The organism is Providencia sp. Marseille-Q8014, assembly GCF_965112055.1.
In genome coordinates this window covers 2,389,928-2,408,371 of the sequence record NZ_CBCOPT010000001.1, presented here as the reverse complement: position 1 = coordinate 2,408,371, position 18,444 = coordinate 2,389,928, and the positions used below count along the sequence as shown (strand labels likewise).

The window sequence follows — 18,444 nt, the reverse complement described above, 5'->3', positions numbered from 1 at the left end:
AACCCCATGAAAACCACTAAAGAAGAGGTGTTTAAACGTGCACGTGCAGGTCAATTATGGGCAGGGAACTTAATCGATAACTATCGTGATAGTGGCGCAAAACTGGAAAACCGCACGCCTATCGACGATAGCCTAATCGGTTTTATTGCAGATGGTAATGCTCAAGATGTTGAAGCCGCGGTATTGACCGCAAGGCGTACTTTTGTTGAGGGTTGTTGGCAAAATTTATCACCCCAAGAGCGCAAACAGGTAATGCTGCGCTGGGCTGAATTGATTGAATATCATAGTGAGGAACTGGCGGCGCTCGATTGTATCGATGCAGGTAAACCAATTACTGAATGTTTGAATACGGACATGCCAGCAACGGTGGAAACCTTTTATTGGTATGCAGAAGCGCTGGATAAAATGTTCGGCAAAGTAGCCCCAACGGGTCAGCAAGAGTTGGGATTGATTGTTCAAGAACCTATCGGGGTTGTTGGTGCTGTTTTACCGTGGAATTTTCCAGCGCAAATGTTTGCTTGGAAAGTGGCGCCAGCGTTGGCAGCCGGTAATTCGGTAATCGTCAAGCCCGCAGAATTAACCTCACTTAGCGCTTATCGAATGGTGGAACTGGCTTATGAAGCCGGTGTACCAAAGGGCGCTTTGAGTTTAGTGTGTGGGCTAGGTGAAAAAGTAGGAGAGGCGATTGGTCGGCATAACGATATTGATATTGTTTCTTTTACGGGGTCGACTGACGTGGGCCGATTATTCCTTAAATACTCCGCTGAAAGTAATTTAAAAGAGATAGTCTTAGAATGTGGGGGTAAAAGCCCACAAATCGTTTTTGCCGATGCGGATCTCGATGCCGCAGTACCACATATTATGGCCTCCGCTTTTTGGAATATGAGTGAAAATTGCAGTTGTGGTTCGCGCTTAATTGTTCATGAAAGCATTCATCGTAAACTGTTAGATAAGCTTGTTACTGCAATTGCGGATTGGAAAGTTGGCAATCCGATGGATGAATCTGTTTCAATTGGGCCAATGATCGAAAAAGCCCATTTTGAAAAAGTAAAATCCTTTATTGAATTGTCGTTACAACAGGGCGCAAAAAGGGTGGCTGGGGGCAAAATTCACAGTGAACTCGGGAGTGGTTGGTACATTGAACCGACGATATTCGACAATGTTACTCCGGAGATGTCACTGTTTCAAAATGAAGTGTTTGGTCCCTTACTTGCCGTCTCCACGTTTTCTAGCGATGAAGAGGCTATCACTCTCGCCAATAAGACTCACTATGGATTAGCGGCTTCATTTTACAGTCAGAATGTGCACCGAGTCATGAAAGTGGCCCGCCAAATTAATGCTGGCACGGTATCCATTAACGGATTTAGCGAGGGCAACATTACCACGCCGTTTGGTGGATTTAAACAATCCGGTTTTGGCGGGAAAGATAATGGACTGGAAGCTTTCGAGCAATACACACAAACAAAAGTGATTTGGATGATCCACCATTAATTCCTTGATAGACCTGAGCTTATTAAGTTCAGGTTTTTTTTTACCTTGCAAACATCATGACAATAACGAAGGAGTACTCATATGGAAGCCATCGTTAACACGCTCGTTGGATACATTTGGGGTAATGCTTTAGTGATTTTATCACTTGGCGTTGGTCTCTATTTTACATTAGCTACACGCGGTGTGCAGTTTCGCTATTTGATTAAAATGATCTGTTTACTCAAAGAAAATAAAGCATCAAAAGAGGGGATTTCGTCATTCCAAGCATTTTGTTTAGCCTTATCAGGTCGTGTTGGTGTCGGTAATATTGCTGGTGTTGCAACGGCTATTGCCGCAGGTGGGCCAGGGGCGATATTTTGGATGGTTGTCATGGGGCTCTTAGGGGGGGCGAGTGCGTTTATTGAGTCAACTCTTGCACAAATTTATAAGCAACGCTCTGATGGGCAATATCGCGGCGGTTCACCTTACTATATCGAAAAAGGGTTAAAGCTAACGCCGTTTGCTATTTTTGTTGCGGCAGTAATTTGTCTGTCTTACGGCGTATTGGTTCCGGGTATTCAAGCCAATACGATAGCTGATTCATTCCAAACATCGTTTAATATTCCGCCTGTGGTGACGGGATTAATCGTGACATTACTCATGGCATGGCTAATTTTTGGTGGTGTTAAACGTATTGCTAGCGCAGCGGACAAAATTGTTCCATTAATGGCACTCGCTTATATTGTGATGATGGTGATTATTTTATCTAGCCATTATGACAAAGTGCCCGCTATGTTTAGTTTGATTTTCCGTAGTGCGTTAGGGATGGATGCGGTATTCGGGGGGATCGTTGGGACTGCTGTCTCCTGGGGGGTTCGTCGAGCGGTATTTTCGAATGTCGCTGGAGCAGGGGAAGCCACTTTTAGTTCCGCAGCCGCAGAAGTGAGTCACCCTGCAAAGCAAGGATTGATTCAAGCTTTTTCCATCTACATTGATACGGTGTTAGTGTGCACAGCCTCAGGGCTGATGATTTTGGTCACTAATATGTATAACGTCTTTCCTGATGGGAGTTCGACTGCACTCATTGAACATATACCGGGCGTCGCGGCGGGAACGGCATGGACACAAATGGCGGTTTCAACAGTCTTTGAGTCAACGGGCTCTGGGTTTGTTTCAGTAGCGGTCTTTTTATTCGCTTTTACCACGTTGATGGCTTATTACTATATTGCGGAAACGACGATTGTTTATTTGGATCGCAAACTCAAATACCCTATTTTAAAGCTGCTGCTAAAAATTGTCTTTTTGGTCATTATATTTATCGGCAGTATTCAATCCGTTAGCATGATGTGGAGCTTGGGTGATATTGGTTTTGGCAGTATGAGCTATCTAAACTTAATTGCGATTGTGTTTTTATCTAAGCCAGCTCTTCGTGCGTTACGTGACTATGAGAGACAAGAGAAATTAGGTATCGACCCTGTATTTGACCCCAAAGTAGCCGGTATCGAAAATGCGGAAGTATGGGAAGAAATTAGTCGCGAATATCAATCACATTATCAAGACAATAAGCAGGAAGAAACAGAGAAACGACTTACAACAGAACAGGATAAATACTCAGAGGACAGGCAGTTATAAATAAAATGGCGGTGAGGGAGGGATTCGAACCCTCGATACGTTGCCGTATACACACTTTCCAGGCGTGCTCCTTCAGCCTCTCGGACACCTCACCGTATTTTAAATACCTTGTTGCAGTGCTAGATAATAACTCGTACTGCAACGGGGCGCTACTATAGGGAAAAGTGGGCCTTGCGTCAACTCCCTATTGATGCTTTTTAGCAGTTTGATGGTCTGTTTAGTTAAATAAAAAACAATTTGGTTACTATCTAATCTTTCGACGAGGATCTTTAATAATTATAAACTTCAAGTCTTAATTATTAAATTCGTTATCCGCTTAACAAAACCTCAATCACAGCGCTTATCATTCGTTGCATTCGCTTGAAAATAAAACATTTTCGACACACTCTGTGGTAAACACAAGAGGAGTTGTCATGAATATTCTATTTTATCATCCATTTTTTGATGCCAATGAGTGGATAGACGGCATGAAAGCAAGACTTCCACAAGCCAATATTCGTCAGTGGGTTAGAGGCGATAAGCAAAGTGCCGATTATGCTATGGTTTGGCTACCTCCTTATGAGTGCCTAGCAGGCCGAAAAGATCTTAAAGGCATATTTGCCCTTGGTGCGGGGGTTGATGCTATTTTAAAACAAGAGCATGAGAACCCTGGCACTTTACCCGCCGGCGTTCCATTAATGCGCTTAGAAGACACAGGTATGGCACAACAAATGGAAGAATACGCAATGGCGAAAGTGCTGTATTACTTCCGCCGCATGGATGAATACCGTCAATTTCAATCACAGCGCCAATGGAAACCTCTTCCTGCCAATCGACACGAAGAGTTTGTGGTGGGAGTCATGGGAGCAGGGGCCTTAGGGCAAGCCGTCGCCAAAAGACTGGTAGAGTTTGGTTTTCATGTGAGAACTTGGAGCCGAAGCGAAAAACAAATTCATAAAGTGAAAAGTTATTATGGGCAGGATCAATTAAGTCGCTTCTTGCAGGGCACTCGGGTAATAATCAATTTACTGCCGAGTACAGCACAAACCGTCGGTATTTTAAATCAAAGCTTATTTAGTCAGTTACAAAAAAATGCCTATATTATTAACTTGGCTCGAGGCTCTCACCTAGTTGAGCAAGATCTGCTGGCAGCACTTGACTCAGGTCAGGTTGCGGGTGCTTCTTTAGATGTATTTGCCAGTGAACCATTACCTCAGATGCACCCTTTTTGGACCCACCCACGTGTGGCGATAACCCCTCATATTGCTGCTATTACTTTACCGAAAGAAGCGATGGATATGATCAGTAGCAATATTCAACGAATTGAAAATGGACAAGAACCTGTTGGTGTTGTTGATATGCAGCGGGGGTATTAAGGTATACTTGAGAGACTTCAAACGGTAGGCGAGTGCGAGAGAACATTTTCCTGCGTTTAGGTGTGCTAGCCATAGAGTGATTGGTATGGCTAGCCGCTGATTCGTTTTTTGTCTCACTACGTTTGGAGTGATATAGAGTATACTTATGATAAGTTATCGCGTAATGCAACACAGGAAACTTAAATGAACGAATTTTCGATCGTTTGTCGTATTCTAGGAACGCTTTTTCAACGTGCTCCTGATGATAGCGTGGTTAAGCCACTACTGGATATGATCGCTCAAGATAAACTGAAAGCATCATGGCCATTAGAGCAGGATGAGTTGTGGGCACGTATGGCCAAATCGGTTGATATGAAAGCTATCGTTGCTGACTATCAAGCTTTATTTACTGGTGAAACACCGGCAGTTTCAGTATTCGCTCATGATTATGATGAAGAAATAGCAGAAGCCGAAATTCGTGAATTTCTTGTTGAAAGAGGAATGACACTCACTGCTGGCCGAGTCGATGCGTTTGGTGCGTTGCTATTGGCGGCATCGTGGTTGGAAGATCAAGCGGCAGAAGATGAAATAGCAGCCCAAATTGAGTTATTTGATAGCTTTATCTTGAGCTGGTATGGGGCATTTTTGGGAAAAATGGAAGCACATGCAACAACCGCGTTTTATCGTACATTAGCTCAAATTGCTCGTGATGCAGTTATTGCACTGCGTGACGCATTAGAATCAGAGTGACGCTGTCACTTTTGCGATTCACTTATTCAGAGGGAGCTCCATCCTATAGGTGAGCCGTTTCTCTTTATGAGGGACTATTCTGACGATAAGTTTTGTGTTTTTGAACCTGTTATAGGTTGCTCATGTGCAACATTAGCGGTGAAGTTCTTCCTAAGAAGACGAAATAGCAAAAAGGCAACGTATTATTCGTTGCCTTTTGTGCTGTTTTCAATCGAAAAAATTTATGGATGTCACTCGACTAAAGGAATAATTAACTTCCCAGGTTTAATTTCTAACCCTTTAGCGAGTTTTTTCGCGGTTGCTTCAGCTGCACCATTGTCAGGATTTAACACATAAACGGGTTGTGTTTCAAAAAAAGTTTCCAGTGAACTATTTAAATAAGGGATGACAGCGGCGATAGCGGTATCCATATTTTCTGGGGTCACTTGATATTGGCTAATATTGAGTTCTTTTAAGTAAATTGACCCTGTTTTTACATCAAAATAGGGACGGGCTGTCAATGTTAATGCAATTTTAGCCTCTGTTTTACCTAATAAAGTGTCTAAGTTGACGGTTGCATCACCTGTTAATGCTACTTTTCCGGGCTCACTACGACCAATTTCTGATTTCAAGTTAGCTAATTGAATATCTGCATCAGCCACACCGGAAATACCGACTTTATGGTTATATTTAACTTTTGTCGCAAGATATTGGTTAAGTGTGTTTTCACTGATAGAAAATTCAGTGATTTGACTACAGCCAGTCAGTATCGTCAAACAGCCAATCATTGCCGCCAAGATAAATTGTTTCATAAACACTCCTTTTACAGTAACCCCATTATCTTATCCTATAATTGGGGTTAGTTGGTCTTCTGTTCTGATTTTTATTGGTGAGCGTTACAATTTATGATTGCTTGAGTCACTTAAACATACGTTGAATTAGCCACTTAGCATGGTGGATTCAATTTTTTTGCGGTTAAACTGTTTATGCAGTGCCCACAGGGTAATAAATCCAATCGTTCCTAATAAGAACCAAGGTAGTTGTGGTACATTCCATTGATGACCGATATCGTACATCCAGCCGCCACCAGTGTAACCAACTGCGCCACCTAAGGCCAATCCCAAGCGACTAAACCCCATATAGCTGCCGCGGGCACGGGGATCAGCCAGTGAAGCACTTAGCGTTTCCCTTGCAGGATCTGCGGTCACCGTGCCTAAATAGAATAAACAAATTAACCCAAAAAGAACCTGTAATGAGCTTGTCATGCCAATCGGGAACATGCTTAAACTCATTAAAAAGAGTCCTGCCATCAAACGTTGCTCGAGTCGAAAATGCTTTTCACTCCAACGAGCGATAGGATAAAGCAACGTTAATGAAATCATCGCTTCAATCGCATACATCCATTTTACTGCGGTTGGGGTACCTGCCAGCTCATTAACAACGATGGGAAACATCAACATCACTTGTACGGATAACATAAAATAACCGGCGAGGGTAACAACATAGGTGACAAAGCGTTTATCTTTAAGAACACGCCCCATGCCTTCTTTGATTGGTGTTCGAACCGTTGAAATACGATAAGCCGGTAATAACCAAGCATTGCAGATTGCGGCAACCACGAAGACGAAGGCACCCGCCCAACAGACATAATGGAAGTCATATTGGAGTAGCCAGCTGCCAATCAGTGCGCCGATCACTGCACCAGCACTATCTTGCATCAAAAGTAGCGAATAAAAACGGCCACGCTCATAGGGACGGGTTAATTTGATAACTAATGCCGTTCTGGGAGGGTCAAATAAGGTGCCACCTAAAGCGGATAGTATGCAGGATAGCCACAGTACCCATGGGTCATGAGCGATTGCCATTAATGCAAAACCACAAGCTCTCAGTAACATGCCTATGACAATCATTGGTTTGGCACCAAAACGGTCTGCAATAGCGCCACCAAAAATGCCTAAACCCTGTTGCACAAATTGCCTAAGACCGAGTGCAAAGCCGACAATGACTGCCGCCCAACCTAATTGGTCAACAAAACGGATGGAAATTAATGGAAACACGACAAAAAAACCTAGAACAACCAACATATTGTCTAGGAGTAAAAAATATTTACCCAGACTTCTCGCCTGTGATACCTGCGCCATGACACACCATCGTAAAAAATAACAAAGAAGGAAGGATTCTTAATGTCTCCCATCAATAATATCAGTAGAATAGGCTAGGGAAGATGATATTTTTTTATCGTTAGAACGATGAGTTATTAATGTTTTATTTTTTAGCATTACGCCGTTTCTGGTGATTCAATTTTAAAAGGGTTAACGATGTTTGGTTATCGAACAAATGAGCCAAAAGTACGTCTTGTGACAGAAAGAATGGTTGTACGTTTAGCGTATGAGCGTGATAGCTATCGGTTAGCGGATTATTACAGCGAAAATAAAGAGTTTTTAAAACCATGGGAGCCGACTCGCGATAGCTCACATTTCAATCCATCAAGTTGGAACAATCGTTTACACCTAATGACCGAATTGCATCGTCAGGGTAATGCCTATCATTTTTTATTATTAGATAATCAAGAAAATGAAGTGATCGGTGTTGCTAACTTTAGTAATGTGCTGCGTGGCGCTTTTCATGCATGCTATTTAGGCTACTCGTTAGGTGAAAAATGGCAAGGGAAGGGATTGATGTATGAGGCTCTTGCTCACACTATCCGTTATATGCAAACACATCAAGGAATGCACCGGATTATGGCGAACTATATGCCACATAACCTGCGTAGTGGCAATCTATTAGCACGTCTTGGTTTTGAACGAGAAGGTTATGCAAAACAATATTTGCAAATTGATGGTCAATGGCGTGATCATGTTTTAACAGCACTTACCAATGAAAATTGGAAACAAATAAAACCTTGATTAAGTGTCTTGCTCAATATGCTGAAGAGCTGCTAAACACCAGCCACTGGCTATGCTCGCTGGGTTGTCGCTTTCAGTAGACGAGTAAAATCCGATTTTAACTTTTCAATCATAGTCAGTTATGCTCTGCGCTGATAAACTGGCACGATTGTTTTCTTTTAGTTTGCCTATCATGAATTTATTAAAATCATTAGCAGCGATAAGCTCCATGACGATGATGTCTCGAGTGCTTGGGTTTATCCGTGATGCTATCATTGCTCGAGTATTTGGTGCTGGAGCCGCGGCAGATGCTTTTTTTGTTGCATTCAAACTGCCCAATCTGTTGCGCCGAATTTTTGCCGAGGGCGCATTTTCACAAGCGTTTGTGCCAATATTAGCGGAATATAAGAATCAACAAGGCGATGAAGCAACCCGTACTTTTGTTGCTTATATTTCTGGAATGCTGACATTGGCTTTAGCCATTGTGACTGTCCTTGGGATGATCGCCGCACCATGGATAATCTATGTCACTGCACCCGGTTTTACCACAGATGCCGATAAATTTGCGTTAACCACCGATCTCTTACGTGTTACTTTCCCCTATATTTTCTTGATCTCATTAGCATCACTGGCAGGGGCAATATTGAACACTTGGAACCGCTTCTCGGTCCCCGCGTTTGCCCCGACCCTTCTGAACGTGAGTATGATTTTCTTTGCTGCATTTGCTGCCCCTTATTTTGATCCGCCAGTGATGTCATTGGCTTGGGCGGTTATTGTGGGAGGGGTTTTACAGCTGGTCTATCAGCTCCCTCATTTGAAAAAAATCGGTATGCTTGTCCTCCCGCGGATCTCTTTTCGTGATAGTGGGGTTTGGCGAGTGATGAAAATGATGGGGCCAGCTATTATTGGGGTATCGGTCAGTCAAATTTCTTTGATTATCAATACGATCTTCGCGTCATTCTTGCAGTCAGGTTCCGTATCTTGGATGTATTACGCCGATAGGTTGATGGAATTACCTTCCGGTGTTCTTGGGGTTGCGTTAGGGACTATTTTATTGCCATCACTATCAAAAAGTTTTACGAGTGGCAATCATCAAGAATACCGTCATTTAATGGACTGGGGGCTACGCCTTTGCTTATTGTTAGCCTTACCTTGCGCCATTGGATTAGCTATTTTGTCAGAAGCATTAACCGTGTCTTTATTCCAATATGATAAGTTTACGGCGCATGACTCGTTGATGACACAATATGCATTGATGGCATATTGTGTAGGGCTTACCGGCATGATTTTAGTGAAAATTTTAGCACCGGGTTTTTATTCTCGTCAGGATATTAGAACGCCAGTTAAAATCGCTATTGTTACGTTAATCTTAACGCAATTAATGAATTTAGCCTTTATTGGGCCAATGAAGCATGCAGGTTTAGCGCTGTCAATTGGTTTGGCGGCCTGTTTTAATGCTGGGGTTCTGTATTGGCAGTTACGCAAACAAGAAATTTTCAAACCACTTGCAGGTTGGAAAGTCTTTATTTTTAAACTCATCGTCGCACTTATTGTCATGGCAGCGGTTCTGTTTGGTGTATTACAGTTTATGCCAGAATGGCAAGACGGGAATATGGCCATGCGCATGTTGCGTTTAATGTTTGTCGTGATTATCGGTGCGGGGAGTTATTTTGCGGCTCTGTTTGCTTTAGGCTTCCGCCCAAGGGATTTTAAAAAGCACAGCATTTAACATTATTTGCTGATTCATATATAAAAAACGTGCTGTTTTGGGCGCGTTTTTTATTATTAAGATACCTATAAAAAACCCATATCCTAGGATATGGGTTGATGGTCAAGCGGTATATTACATGCGTTCGACAGTTTCGATGCCTAATGTATCTAAGCCCGCTTTCAAGGTTTTTTGAGTTAATAGTGCGAGTTTTAAACGGCTTTGACGTTGTGCATCGTTTTCAGCAGTTAAAATAGGGCAGTGCTCGTAGAAACTAGAGAACAGACCTGCTAAATCATACAGATAAGCACACATGACATGAGGCGTACCATCACGTGCTACCATCAATATTGTTTCTTCAAACTGCATGAGACGAGTAGCAAGTGCGAGTTCACGAGGATCTTGTAACGCCATTGGCTGAGTCAGATCAGCTTGTGTGATGTTGGCTTTTTTGAAGATTGAGGCGACACGGGTGTAGGCATATTGCATATATGGCGCGGTATTTCCCTCGAAAGCGAGCATGTTATCCCAATCAAAAATGTAGTCTGTTGTACGGCTTTTTGATAGATCCGCATATTTAACGGCACCAATACCAACAACATTAGCAACATTATTGAGCTCATTTTCGGGCATATCAGGATTTTTAGCACGGATTAGAATTTGCGCGCGTTCGATCGCTTCATCTAATAAATCAGAAAGGCGAACGGTGCCACCAGAACGTGTTTTGAAAGGTTTGCCATCTTTACCTAACATCATCCCGAACATATGGTGTTCAAGTGACATAGACTCAGGAATATAGCCAGCTTTACGAACAATGGTCCAAGCTTGCATCAAGTGTTGATGCTGACGTGAGTCAATATAGTAAAGAGCACGATCTGCATGCAGAACCTCGTGGCGATATTTAGCACAAGCAATATCGGTTGTTGTATATAAAAAACCGCCGTCTTTTTTCTGGATGATGACACCCATTGGTTCGCCTTCCTTGTTTTTAAATTCATCAAGGTAAACGACGGTGGCTCCTTCGCTTTCAACCGCTAAGCCTTTGGCTTTAAGATCCGCAACAATCCCTGGCAACATATCGTTATAGAGACTTTCACCCATCACATCATCTTCAGTCAAAGTAACATTGAGGCGATGATAGGTTTGCTGATTTTGTTGCATGGTGATATCAACCAATTTACGCCACATTTTGCGGCAATACTCATCACCTGATTGCAGTTTCACCACATAACCGCGCGCACGTTCGGCAAAAGCCTCATCTGAGTCATAATGCTGTTTCGCTTCGCGGTAAAACTCTTCGAGATCAGCCAGTGCCATGTCACTGGCATTTTCATTTTGCATCTTTTCAAGATAAGCAATGAGCATACCAAATTGGGTACCCCAGTCACCTACGTGGTTAGCGCGGATCACTTTATGACCTAAAAACTCTAAGGTACGGGCAGCAGCATCACCGATAATCGTTGAACGTAAATGGCCCACGTGCATTTGTTTAGCGACGTTCGGGGCAGAGTAGTCGATAACTATCGTTTCAGATTTCACGGGTGATAAGCCAAGGTGGTCACTGCTCAATGCGTGTTCAGCTTGGGTCGTGATCCAGTTTGGCTCAAGAAAGATATTGATGAAACCCGGCCCAGCAATGTCTATTTTGCTTGCAATACCTTCAAGATCTAAATGGCTGACAACTTGCTCGGCCAGTTGTCGGGGATTGATGCCCATTTTTTTCGCTGCGCCCATGACACCATTTGCTTGATAGTCACCAAATTGGGCTTTTGCTGATTGACGCACAAGTGCATCACTGCCTTCTGGGGCTCCCGCTGCCTGCATTGCAGCACTGATTTTATCTGAAAGAATAGCCTGAATATTCACCGGATTACCTTAAATAACGAACATAGTTAGCGCATTGTGCCATTACACGCGCAGAACTAAAAGAAAGAAGAGAAAATTCGGCAGGTTTTATACCATATTTTTGAGGAGTCGTGCTACAGTCAAGCCGTTTTATTCACTGTTTGCTGATCATTCTTCAATTTGAATGAGGATACTCACGACGAGTGATTTAACACACGAAATATTAATGTATGAAAAAGAGTATGTTGAATGACTGAATTTGTTGAAGTGCTTGAGTTGCATGATTTGTGGAATGCATTACCTGAGTTTGAGCAAAAATTAGCGAAGATGGCGACAGAGTTATCTCTTTCACTCACTGATTATCAGATTGACCACATTTCTGTTCGTTGTCATCATATCGAGACAGCACAACGTTGGCAAAAAGGTCTATTAAAATGCGCTCAGCTTTTATCTGAAAATGAAATCAACGGACGTCCTATTTGTTTATTTGAGCTTAATAGACCTTTAGTGATTGCAACTCAGGAAGTCTCTGTCGTTGAACTCCCTTTTCCAAAAGATAAAAGGTATGCCCAAGAATCATGGGAACATATTGAGCTGGTGATGAACGTCGAGCCTGAACAGTTAGAAAGTGCGGCGCTTGCCCTGTTACCTCAACCGCTACCAGAAGGTTATAGCGTGAAAATGAGCCAGCCGAAAGGGCAGAGTGAAAGCTTGCCAAATCCAACATTAGCAGTCACTAATGGGGAGATAACGGTAAAATATCACCCTTACACGCTAAAACAGGTGATAGAAAGCGAAAAATAAGTGATGCAATTAACGTTATGACTAATAATTCGGAAAAAACTGTTCATGGTGTGATATCTATCCGATAACGCTCAGAAATTAATGGCATTATTAGCTAAATATTAACGAATAACAGGCTCATATTAAGTTGATGAATTAAGTTTTAACGTCAGAGTTTGATTCTACCTTTGGAGGTGGTCATGGCAAAGCTGGAGATTTGCTGTTTTGGTATTGAATGCGCTCAAGTCGCCCAAGAATATGGCGCTGATCGCATTGAATTATGTTCTGGTGCAGCTGATGGTGGCCTAACACCGAGTTATGGGTATTTAAAGTTAGCAAACGAAAAACTGCATATTCCCGTTCACCCAATAATTCGTCCTCGCGGCGGTGATTTTTGCTATGACACAAATGAATTTGATGTGATCAGAGATGATTTGATTATGGTAAAAGAAATGGGCTTTCCTGGTGCTGTCATCGGTATCCTTGATACCGAAGGGCGTATTGATATTGATCGTATGCATATATTGATGGAAATAGCACAAGGAATGCATATTACTTTTCACCGTGCCTTTGATATGTGTATTAATCCATTGCTAGCCCTTGAACAGTTAAAAAACTTAGGTGTGGCTCGGATCCTGACCTCTGGACAACAACAAAATGCAGAGTTAGGTTTACCATTACTGAAAGAGCTAAACGAAAAAAGCCGAGAAATCAATGGCCCAATCATTATGGCTGGCGCTGGGGTACGATTAGCCAATTTAAGTAAGTTTATGGAAATCGGTTTGACGGAAGTGCACAGCTCAGCGGGTAAATCAGTTCCCTCAAGCATGAACTACCGTAAAGTTGGTGTGACGATGGCATCAAACAGTGAAAATGATGAGTTTACACATTACTGTGTTGATGGGCCAACAGTTGAGGCAATGAAAGATTTTATTTCGATTACTGAAAAAATTTCGGCATAGCGGCGACGTTATTCAACAATAGAACGATAAAAAAGAGGGATATTTATCTCTCTTTTTTTGGTCAGTTAATCTATATTTGCAATATATCATCGAATGTATTCTTTTCACGATAAATAATATACCAAGCCCATTAGGGATAATATTGCTCTAGAAATAAAGAGTAGGGCGATAATAAGAAGGTATCAACTCGACGACAATAATTTCACTCTTTAAAGGCGTCAATAATATGATTGGTTGTATCGATAAAATAGACGTAATGGCGTATAAGATAACCTTCTTTATGCGATAAATACACTTAAATTGATTGGGCAATTATAAAAAATAATGTGCCCAATTAAATGACGTTTAATTAAGACTTGGCTGGGAAAACGGCATTTGCATATGATACACCATTTTCTAGGATCTCTACGGCTAATAGGAGCAGTTCAGAGACTTTTTCACCATTATCTTCCGTCGTATAATTTCCTAACACAACGAGGTTCTTATCTTTTTCAGCCCCATGAATATATTTTACGACGGAATTTTTTATTGGTTCTAACTCATAGATCTCTTGGTTGAGTATAGAAGCAAAGTAGACATCATCACCTTTTTTATAGGCAACAACAGTGACCAAACGACCTTCAGTGGAGTCCACGACCTTGAGTGTTTCGGGGCTTAATTCATTCTCGTAGATCTCTTTTGCTCTATTAATAAGGTAAGACCTTACACGATTGCCGACGGATGAATCGTCAATATAGCTTTCTATCTGAGCTAACCCATTCATATTATCTAAAAACGCTTTATTTTGCCGATTCTGTGCTTTAACACCTTCATCATAGCTGCCATGCTGACAAACTAAGGCAGGAAAACTCTCTTTGCGAATACGATTACCAACGCGAATAGAGTTGATCTCTATATTGTCACCAATATAAATTTCACTGACAAATGGTTTAAACCCCATCAACTCATTTTGATTGTTCTTTGCATTAAACTCACCACAAACGATAGCTTCATTGGCATTTCGATGAACAACAATATCTTTATATTGTATTGAATCAGGGTCAGGGTAATATGTGGCAATCTCTTTTTTTATTGCGGTATGAATTCTATTTTCTGGAGGAGAGCAAGCGAGTAAAAGAAAAGAGAAAGGAACGATAAAAATAAGGGAAGGCTTCATAAGAATATCCAAATAAGTCTGTAATTAACAATAATTAAATTTTATTTCATATTGATATAAATATTATTATATCGATAAGCTTTGAGGAAATAAAATGTTTATACAGTTTGGTTAATTTATTATGACCTAAGTATTTAAATTAGTATTAATAACGACAGATTTAAAATGATGAATAATCGCTGGGAAAAGAATAAGCGTGGCATTAGCCACCCTTATTCTATGATTTTATGGTTTACGTGCAACAAGGATGGCGCGTAATGGCGCAGGATAGCCTTCAATAGTTTTGGTCGCATCATGAGGATCCAAAAATTCAGCCAGTGAATCTGTTTTCATCCATTCAGTACGACGTTGCTCTTCAACCGTTGTAATCGCTTGGTCAACAATGCGAACATCGACAAAACCGCATTTTTCTAACCACACTTTCAGCATTTTTGCAGAGGGAATAAAGTAAACATTGCGCATTTGTGCGTAGCGGTCGCCCGGTACTAAACACTGAAATTCATCCCCCTCGATAACTAGACTTTCTAGTACCAGTTCGCCTTCATTGACTAATTGGTTTTTCAGTTGCCACAAATGGTCGAGTGGTGAACGGCGATGATAGAGTACTCCCATTGAAAATACGGTATCAAAAGCAGCAAGCGTTGGCAGTTGCTCAATTCCTAATGGTAAGAGGTGAGCGCGCTGATCATCCCCCAATAATTTTCTTACGGCTTCAAACTGGCAAAGAAAGAGTTGCGTTGGATCTATCCCGACAACAAATGAAGCGCCTTCACCTAACATTCGCCACATGTGGTAACCACTGCCGCAACCGACATCAAGGATCATCTTATCCTTTAAAGGGGAAATGTGTGGTAAAACGCGATCCCATTTCCAATCAGAACGCCATTCAGTATCAATGTTAATCCCATAGAGCGAAAAAGGGCCTTTACGCCAAGGTTTTAGTTGCTCAAGAATATTGTTTAGGCGGCGTGTTTCACCCGCGGATAACTCAGGTTCGCGTAGTGCCGTGACGCTATTTTTTAAGTCTAGATGGGTTGGTTCCATGATAGGTAAATTATCTAGCATTTTTTCCCAAGACTTAAAACCGCCATGCAATTGGTTGCTTTTCCACTCGCTAAGTTGTGCTGGTAGCGTATCAAGCCAATGACTTAAAGGACCTGTTGCGATTTGCTGATAAAAACGGCCAAAATCGATCATAACTGAGCCTCTTTAAGGGCTAATAACGAGCCAAAATTAAAGCATTGGAACCACACTTCACAGTGAGTAAAACCCGCTTGTTTTAAACGTGATTTATGTGTGTCAACGGAATCTGTTAGCATCACATTTTCTAGCATGCTACGTTTTTGACTAATCTCTAACTCGCTATAGCCATTAGCACGTTTAAAATCATGATGCATATTGAATAATAATTCACCAATTTCGTGGTCTTCAAAATTGAATTTTTCCGATAACACAAGAATGCCACCAGGTTTGAGACCTTGATAGATTTTATTTAATAACTGTTGGCGGTCATTCGGATTAAGAAACTGCAACGTAAAATTGAGCACCACCATCGAGGCATTTTCAATATGGACATCGCGAATGTCACCTTCAATAACCTCCACAGGCGTTTCTGCCTTATAGGCATCAAGATGGCGACGGCAACGTTCAATCATGGCGGGTGAATTGTCGACAGCGATAATCTGACAATGCTGAGCTGTAATATTACGACGTATAGAGAGTGTTGCAGCGCCTAATGAGCAACCAAGGTCATAAACATGACTATTTTCGGTGACAAAACGGCCTGCTAACATGCCAATCATCGTAATGATGTTTGAATAACCCGGTACGGAACGCTGGATCATATCGGGAAAGACTTCGGCAACTTTTTCATCAAATTGCCAATCACCCAAATTAGCAATTGGGGCGCTAAAGAGGCTGTCTTTGTTATTGGATTCCTGACTTGACATAAGATCTGTATATATAAAACAAAAAGTAGTTGCGGATTGTAGCAGAAAAGGGACGTAACCTGAAAATCAATCGGTCAAAAGTGCAATAAAAGTTTTACGACACTCGTTCACAGTGCCGCATTGATAATAATAACTAAAGATTGAAAGAAAAAATTTGGATCCAAGGTAGGTAGTAAATATTGGCGATAACCATTAACGTCATTGCGATATACGTTGCCGCCATACCTGAACGACGATAAGAGCCGTCATGATTTTTCAAACCATAAGAATGTAGGACTCGTCCTGCAATCAGAATTAGTCCACAAAGGTGGATCATCCAAACTTGTGCACCGTTCATTTCCATAAACAGTAGCAAAATTAAAGCGATAGGAATATATTCAATTGCGTTACCATGAACGCGGATCGCAGTCTGTAACTCATAAAAACCCCCGTCACCATAAGATACACGGTATTGATTTCTGAGCTTTACAACATTTAACGATAGCTTAAGTAGTAACAAAGCGCCCAGTACAGCATACAGAGAGCTGACCATTTATTCACTCCATTGCTTAATCAAATTGACTGACTAACTGATTAAAACTACGCATTATATTAATAGAAACTAGTAAAATTTACTAATAGTAAAACTATTAATCATTAATATTCAAACAAAGTTTACACAAATCCCAAACACGTTCAGGTTGTTATTTAATCAATTAGGTTGTCTTGTTGTAGTTGCGAAACAACCCTTGCGGCTGTGGCGGAACAATGGCCTAAATTTGAGCTATTAAACCAAGCAAGTTCTGCAATTTCCGCGGCAGGCTGAGCGACCCCATCATAATTGGCAAAATAACAACGAATACGCACTTGCGTACCCTCTTGTTTACCATCAGCAGGGCCAATAAACTCCCCATAAAAACGTATTGAGTCTTTCTCTAACGTTAAGGTTAACTCTTCGTTAATTTCACGGCACAAGGCCTGCTCATCACTTTCATCTGGCTCACGTTTTCCACCTGGAATGTAAAACAATTCTTTATTATGGGAACGAACCATGGCAACTTTTCGGTTAGAAAGTGTAATTAAACCTAATTTATCGATAATTTTATGGTTCACGGTGAGCCATTACCTTCTGTTGAATGTTTTTTACTATGCTGTGTATAGGCGCCAGTTGTTTTACGCCATTTAAGGTAACCAATAATATTACCCAAATATAATGAAAACAATGGGGAATGTGTTTGAATGACCATGGGGTGGTTGAGTGATAAAGTCCTCATGGTCGGATTTAAAATACAATAAACTTATTTTTTGGTTTTGTTGATGATTTCAACCAACTCATAACGCAGGCTTGGCGCGTCTGCTGGCGGGTTGGCGACATCAAATTGGTTGACTTTTAAGGTATATTGATAACCCGGTTGGTAGTCAAATCCTTGGATAGTGCCATAGAACAGTTCCCAATCAGCCTGTTGGTTCTGTTTGATTTTCATACATTTCATCGGAGCAACGCCGACACAATCCGCGAGAGTTGAATCGATATAAAAAGTTTTAGTGTTATCAGTAGTTTTCACTGTTTGGCAGCCTACAAGAACAAAAAGGAGTGAAGAAACGAATACACATTTTTTCATCGAATAACCTTATACATACAGTTGAAATTAGTGTAATTATAACAAATAACAGCGGTAATGATTCTGAAATCGATGAATGTGAAATGAAACAGGTAGTTTATTGGTGCGTGGAATCTTTTTATTTATCACATTTTCTTTATGACTGATGCAATATGCCATCATCAAGTCAATGCGTCGTTTGGTTATTAAGTGGCCTAGATTGCGAATATTGATGGTTTTGTCCTTTATTGGCTAGTCAATGATAGATATTGGCGGGGGCATGGCCTGTCTATTAAGCAATCAAGAGAAAATAAACCCGAGTTGGAATATGTACATCACCGACAGAGTCACTTAAAATTACCCTCAGTCATAAATTCTGTCTCTATCAATGTACAGTACTCGTTACGTTAT

General features: G+C 41.3%; 17 protein-coding genes and 1 tRNA gene. 8 read left to right on the top strand and 10 right to left on the bottom strand.

Annotated features, from left to right (window positions below):
• The first annotated feature begins 6 nt into the window (after positions 1–6).
• Together ACWPW6_RS10550 and ACWPW6_RS10545 are read left to right on the top strand one after the other, a co-directional pair.
• Entirely contained in the window at positions 7–1,491 is a 1,485-nt protein-coding gene (locus ACWPW6_RS10550) for an aldehyde dehydrogenase (protein ID WP_154622278.1), read from the top strand.
• A gap of 81 nt (positions 1,492–1,572) precedes the next feature.
• On the top strand, positions 1,573–3,102 hold the full coding sequence (locus tag ACWPW6_RS10545) for an alanine/glycine:cation symporter family protein (RefSeq protein ID WP_249998820.1): 1,530 nt from the start codon (positions 1,573–1,575) through the stop codon (positions 3,100–3,102).
• Between the two features lie 6 nt (positions 3,103–3,108).
• Here ACWPW6_RS10545 and ACWPW6_RS10540 read toward each other — a convergent pair.
• Positions 3,109–3,196 (bottom strand) — tRNA-Ser (locus ACWPW6_RS10540).
• Positions 3,197–3,515: 319 nt separating this feature from the next.
• Here ACWPW6_RS10540 and ghrA point away from each other — a divergent pair.
• Positions 3,516–4,457, top strand: a complete 942-nt coding sequence (gene ghrA, locus ACWPW6_RS10535) for a glyoxylate/hydroxypyruvate reductase GhrA (protein ID WP_154622280.1) — start codon at positions 3,516–3,518, stop codon at positions 4,455–4,457.
• 183 nt (positions 4,458–4,640) lie between these two features.
• Positions 4,641–5,186, top strand: coding sequence for a TorD/DmsD family molecular chaperone (locus ACWPW6_RS10530; protein ID WP_249998818.1), 546 nt, complete (start codon positions 4,641–4,643; stop codon positions 5,184–5,186).
• A gap of 230 nt (positions 5,187–5,416) precedes the next feature.
• On the opposite strand, the gene ACWPW6_RS10525 is transcribed toward ACWPW6_RS10530, so the two are convergent.
• Both ACWPW6_RS10525 and mdtH read right to left on the bottom strand, forming a co-directional pair.
• The gene (locus ACWPW6_RS10525) at positions 5,417–5,977 is read right to left on the bottom strand and encodes a lipoprotein (RefSeq protein WP_154622282.1); all 561 of its coding nucleotides are present in this window, start codon (positions 5,975–5,977) and stop codon (positions 5,417–5,419) included.
• A gap of 126 nt (positions 5,978–6,103) precedes the next feature.
• A complete protein-coding gene (gene mdtH / locus ACWPW6_RS10520; RefSeq protein WP_154622283.1) occupies positions 6,104–7,306 on the bottom strand; it encodes a multidrug efflux MFS transporter MdtH in 1,203 nt (400 codons plus the stop codon).
• 177 nt (positions 7,307–7,483) lie between these two features.
• Between mdtH and rimJ the strand changes: the two genes are divergently transcribed.
• Positions 7,484–8,071: a ribosomal protein S5-alanine N-acetyltransferase gene (gene rimJ / locus ACWPW6_RS10515; protein WP_154622284.1), complete on the top strand. Its 588-nt coding sequence runs from the start codon at positions 7,484–7,486 to the stop codon at positions 8,069–8,071.
• Between the two features lie 172 nt (positions 8,072–8,243).
• Positions 8,244–9,779 (top strand): murein biosynthesis integral membrane protein MurJ, encoded by a 1,536-nt coding sequence (murJ, locus tag ACWPW6_RS10510; RefSeq protein WP_154622285.1) that lies wholly within the window; start codon positions 8,244–8,246, stop codon positions 9,777–9,779.
• 114 nt (positions 9,780–9,893) lie between these two features.
• Here the strand turns inward: murJ and argS are convergent, their stop codons facing one another.
• Positions 9,894–11,624 (bottom strand): arginine--tRNA ligase, encoded by a 1,731-nt coding sequence (gene argS, locus ACWPW6_RS10505; protein ID WP_249998817.1) that lies wholly within the window; start codon positions 11,622–11,624, stop codon positions 9,894–9,896.
• 228 nt (positions 11,625–11,852) lie between these two features.
• Between argS and ACWPW6_RS10500 the strand changes: the two genes are divergently transcribed.
• A complete protein-coding gene (locus ACWPW6_RS10500; protein ID WP_249998815.1) occupies positions 11,853–12,407 on the top strand; it encodes a VOC family protein in 555 nt (184 codons plus the stop codon).
• 179 nt (positions 12,408–12,586) lie between these two features.
• Positions 12,587–13,348 carry a copper homeostasis protein CutC gene (gene cutC, locus ACWPW6_RS10495; RefSeq protein WP_154622287.1) on the top strand — a complete coding sequence of 254 codons (762 nt, stop codon included), beginning with the start codon at positions 12,587–12,589 and terminating at the stop codon, positions 13,346–13,348.
• Between the two features lie 349 nt (positions 13,349–13,697).
• Here the strand turns inward: cutC and ACWPW6_RS10490 are convergent, their stop codons facing one another.
• The 6 genes from ACWPW6_RS10490 to ACWPW6_RS10465 all read right to left on the bottom strand — a co-directional run bounded on the left by ACWPW6_RS10490 (position 13,698) and on the right by ACWPW6_RS10465 (position 18,054).
• Entirely contained in the window at positions 13,698–14,504 is an 807-nt protein-coding gene (locus ACWPW6_RS10490) for a hypothetical protein (RefSeq protein ID WP_154622288.1), read from the bottom strand.
• Between the two features lie 225 nt (positions 14,505–14,729).
• Positions 14,730–15,701, bottom strand: coding sequence for a tRNA 5-methoxyuridine(34)/uridine 5-oxyacetic acid(34) synthase CmoB (gene cmoB / locus ACWPW6_RS10485; protein ID WP_196713062.1), 972 nt, complete (start codon positions 15,699–15,701; stop codon positions 14,730–14,732).
• A complete protein-coding gene (cmoA, locus tag ACWPW6_RS10480) occupies positions 15,698–16,453 on the bottom strand; it encodes a carboxy-S-adenosyl-L-methionine synthase CmoA (RefSeq protein ID WP_163861880.1) in 756 nt (251 codons plus the stop codon). The genes cmoB and cmoA overlap by 4 nt, the downstream gene beginning before the upstream one ends.
• 133 nt (positions 16,454–16,586) lie before the next feature.
• Complete coding sequence (locus tag ACWPW6_RS10475) at positions 16,587–16,985, bottom strand: MAPEG family protein (protein WP_154622884.1); 399 nt, start codon at positions 16,983–16,985, stop codon at positions 16,587–16,589.
• Positions 16,986–17,140: 155 nt separating this feature from the next.
• A complete protein-coding gene (locus tag ACWPW6_RS10470) occupies positions 17,141–17,545 on the bottom strand; it encodes an NUDIX hydrolase (protein ID WP_163861877.1) in 405 nt (134 codons plus the stop codon).
• 185 nt (positions 17,546–17,730) lie between these two features.
• Complete coding sequence (locus tag ACWPW6_RS10465) at positions 17,731–18,054, bottom strand: DUF4377 domain-containing protein (RefSeq protein ID WP_154622885.1); 324 nt, start codon at positions 18,052–18,054, stop codon at positions 17,731–17,733.
• Positions 18,055–18,444 lie beyond the last annotated feature (390 nt).

Bases quoted from the DNA above. Each gene is read 5' to 3' on its own strand.
- ACWPW6_RS10550 (WP_154622278.1), top strand. From the start codon at position 7: ATGAAAACCACTAAAGAAGAGGTGTTTAAACGTGCACGTGCAGGTCAA.
- ACWPW6_RS10545 (WP_249998820.1), top strand. From the start codon at position 1,573: ATGGAAGCCATCGTTAACACGCTCGTTGGATACATTTGGGGTAATGCT.
- ghrA (WP_154622280.1), top strand. From the start codon at position 3,516: ATGAATATTCTATTTTATCATCCATTTTTTGATGCCAATGAGTGGATA.
- ACWPW6_RS10530 (WP_249998818.1), top strand. From the start codon at position 4,641: ATGAACGAATTTTCGATCGTTTGTCGTATTCTAGGAACGCTTTTTCAA.
- ACWPW6_RS10525 (WP_154622282.1), bottom strand. From the start codon at position 5,977: ATGAAACAATTTATCTTGGCGGCAATGATTGGCTGTTTGACGATACTG.
- mdtH (WP_154622283.1), bottom strand. From the start codon at position 7,306: ATGGCGCAGGTATCACAGGCGAGAAGTCTGGGTAAATATTTTTTACTC.
- rimJ (WP_154622284.1), top strand. From the start codon at position 7,484: ATGTTTGGTTATCGAACAAATGAGCCAAAAGTACGTCTTGTGACAGAA.
- murJ (WP_154622285.1), top strand. From the start codon at position 8,244: ATGAATTTATTAAAATCATTAGCAGCGATAAGCTCCATGACGATGATG.
- ACWPW6_RS10500 (WP_249998815.1), top strand. From the start codon at position 11,853: ATGACTGAATTTGTTGAAGTGCTTGAGTTGCATGATTTGTGGAATGCA.
- cutC (WP_154622287.1), top strand. From the start codon at position 12,587: ATGGCAAAGCTGGAGATTTGCTGTTTTGGTATTGAATGCGCTCAAGTC.
- ACWPW6_RS10490 (WP_154622288.1), bottom strand. From the start codon at position 14,504: ATGAAGCCTTCCCTTATTTTTATCGTTCCTTTCTCTTTTCTTTTACTC.
- cmoB (WP_196713062.1), bottom strand. From the start codon at position 15,701: ATGATCGATTTTGGCCGTTTTTATCAGCAAATCGCAACAGGTCCTTTA.
- cmoA (WP_163861880.1), bottom strand. From the start codon at position 16,453: ATGTCAAGTCAGGAATCCAATAACAAAGACAGCCTCTTTAGCGCCCCA.
- ACWPW6_RS10475 (WP_154622884.1), bottom strand. From the start codon at position 16,985: ATGGTCAGCTCTCTGTATGCTGTACTGGGCGCTTTGTTACTACTTAAG.
- ACWPW6_RS10465 (WP_154622885.1), bottom strand. From the start codon at position 18,054: ATGAAAAAATGTGTATTCGTTTCTTCACTCCTTTTTGTTCTTGTAGGC.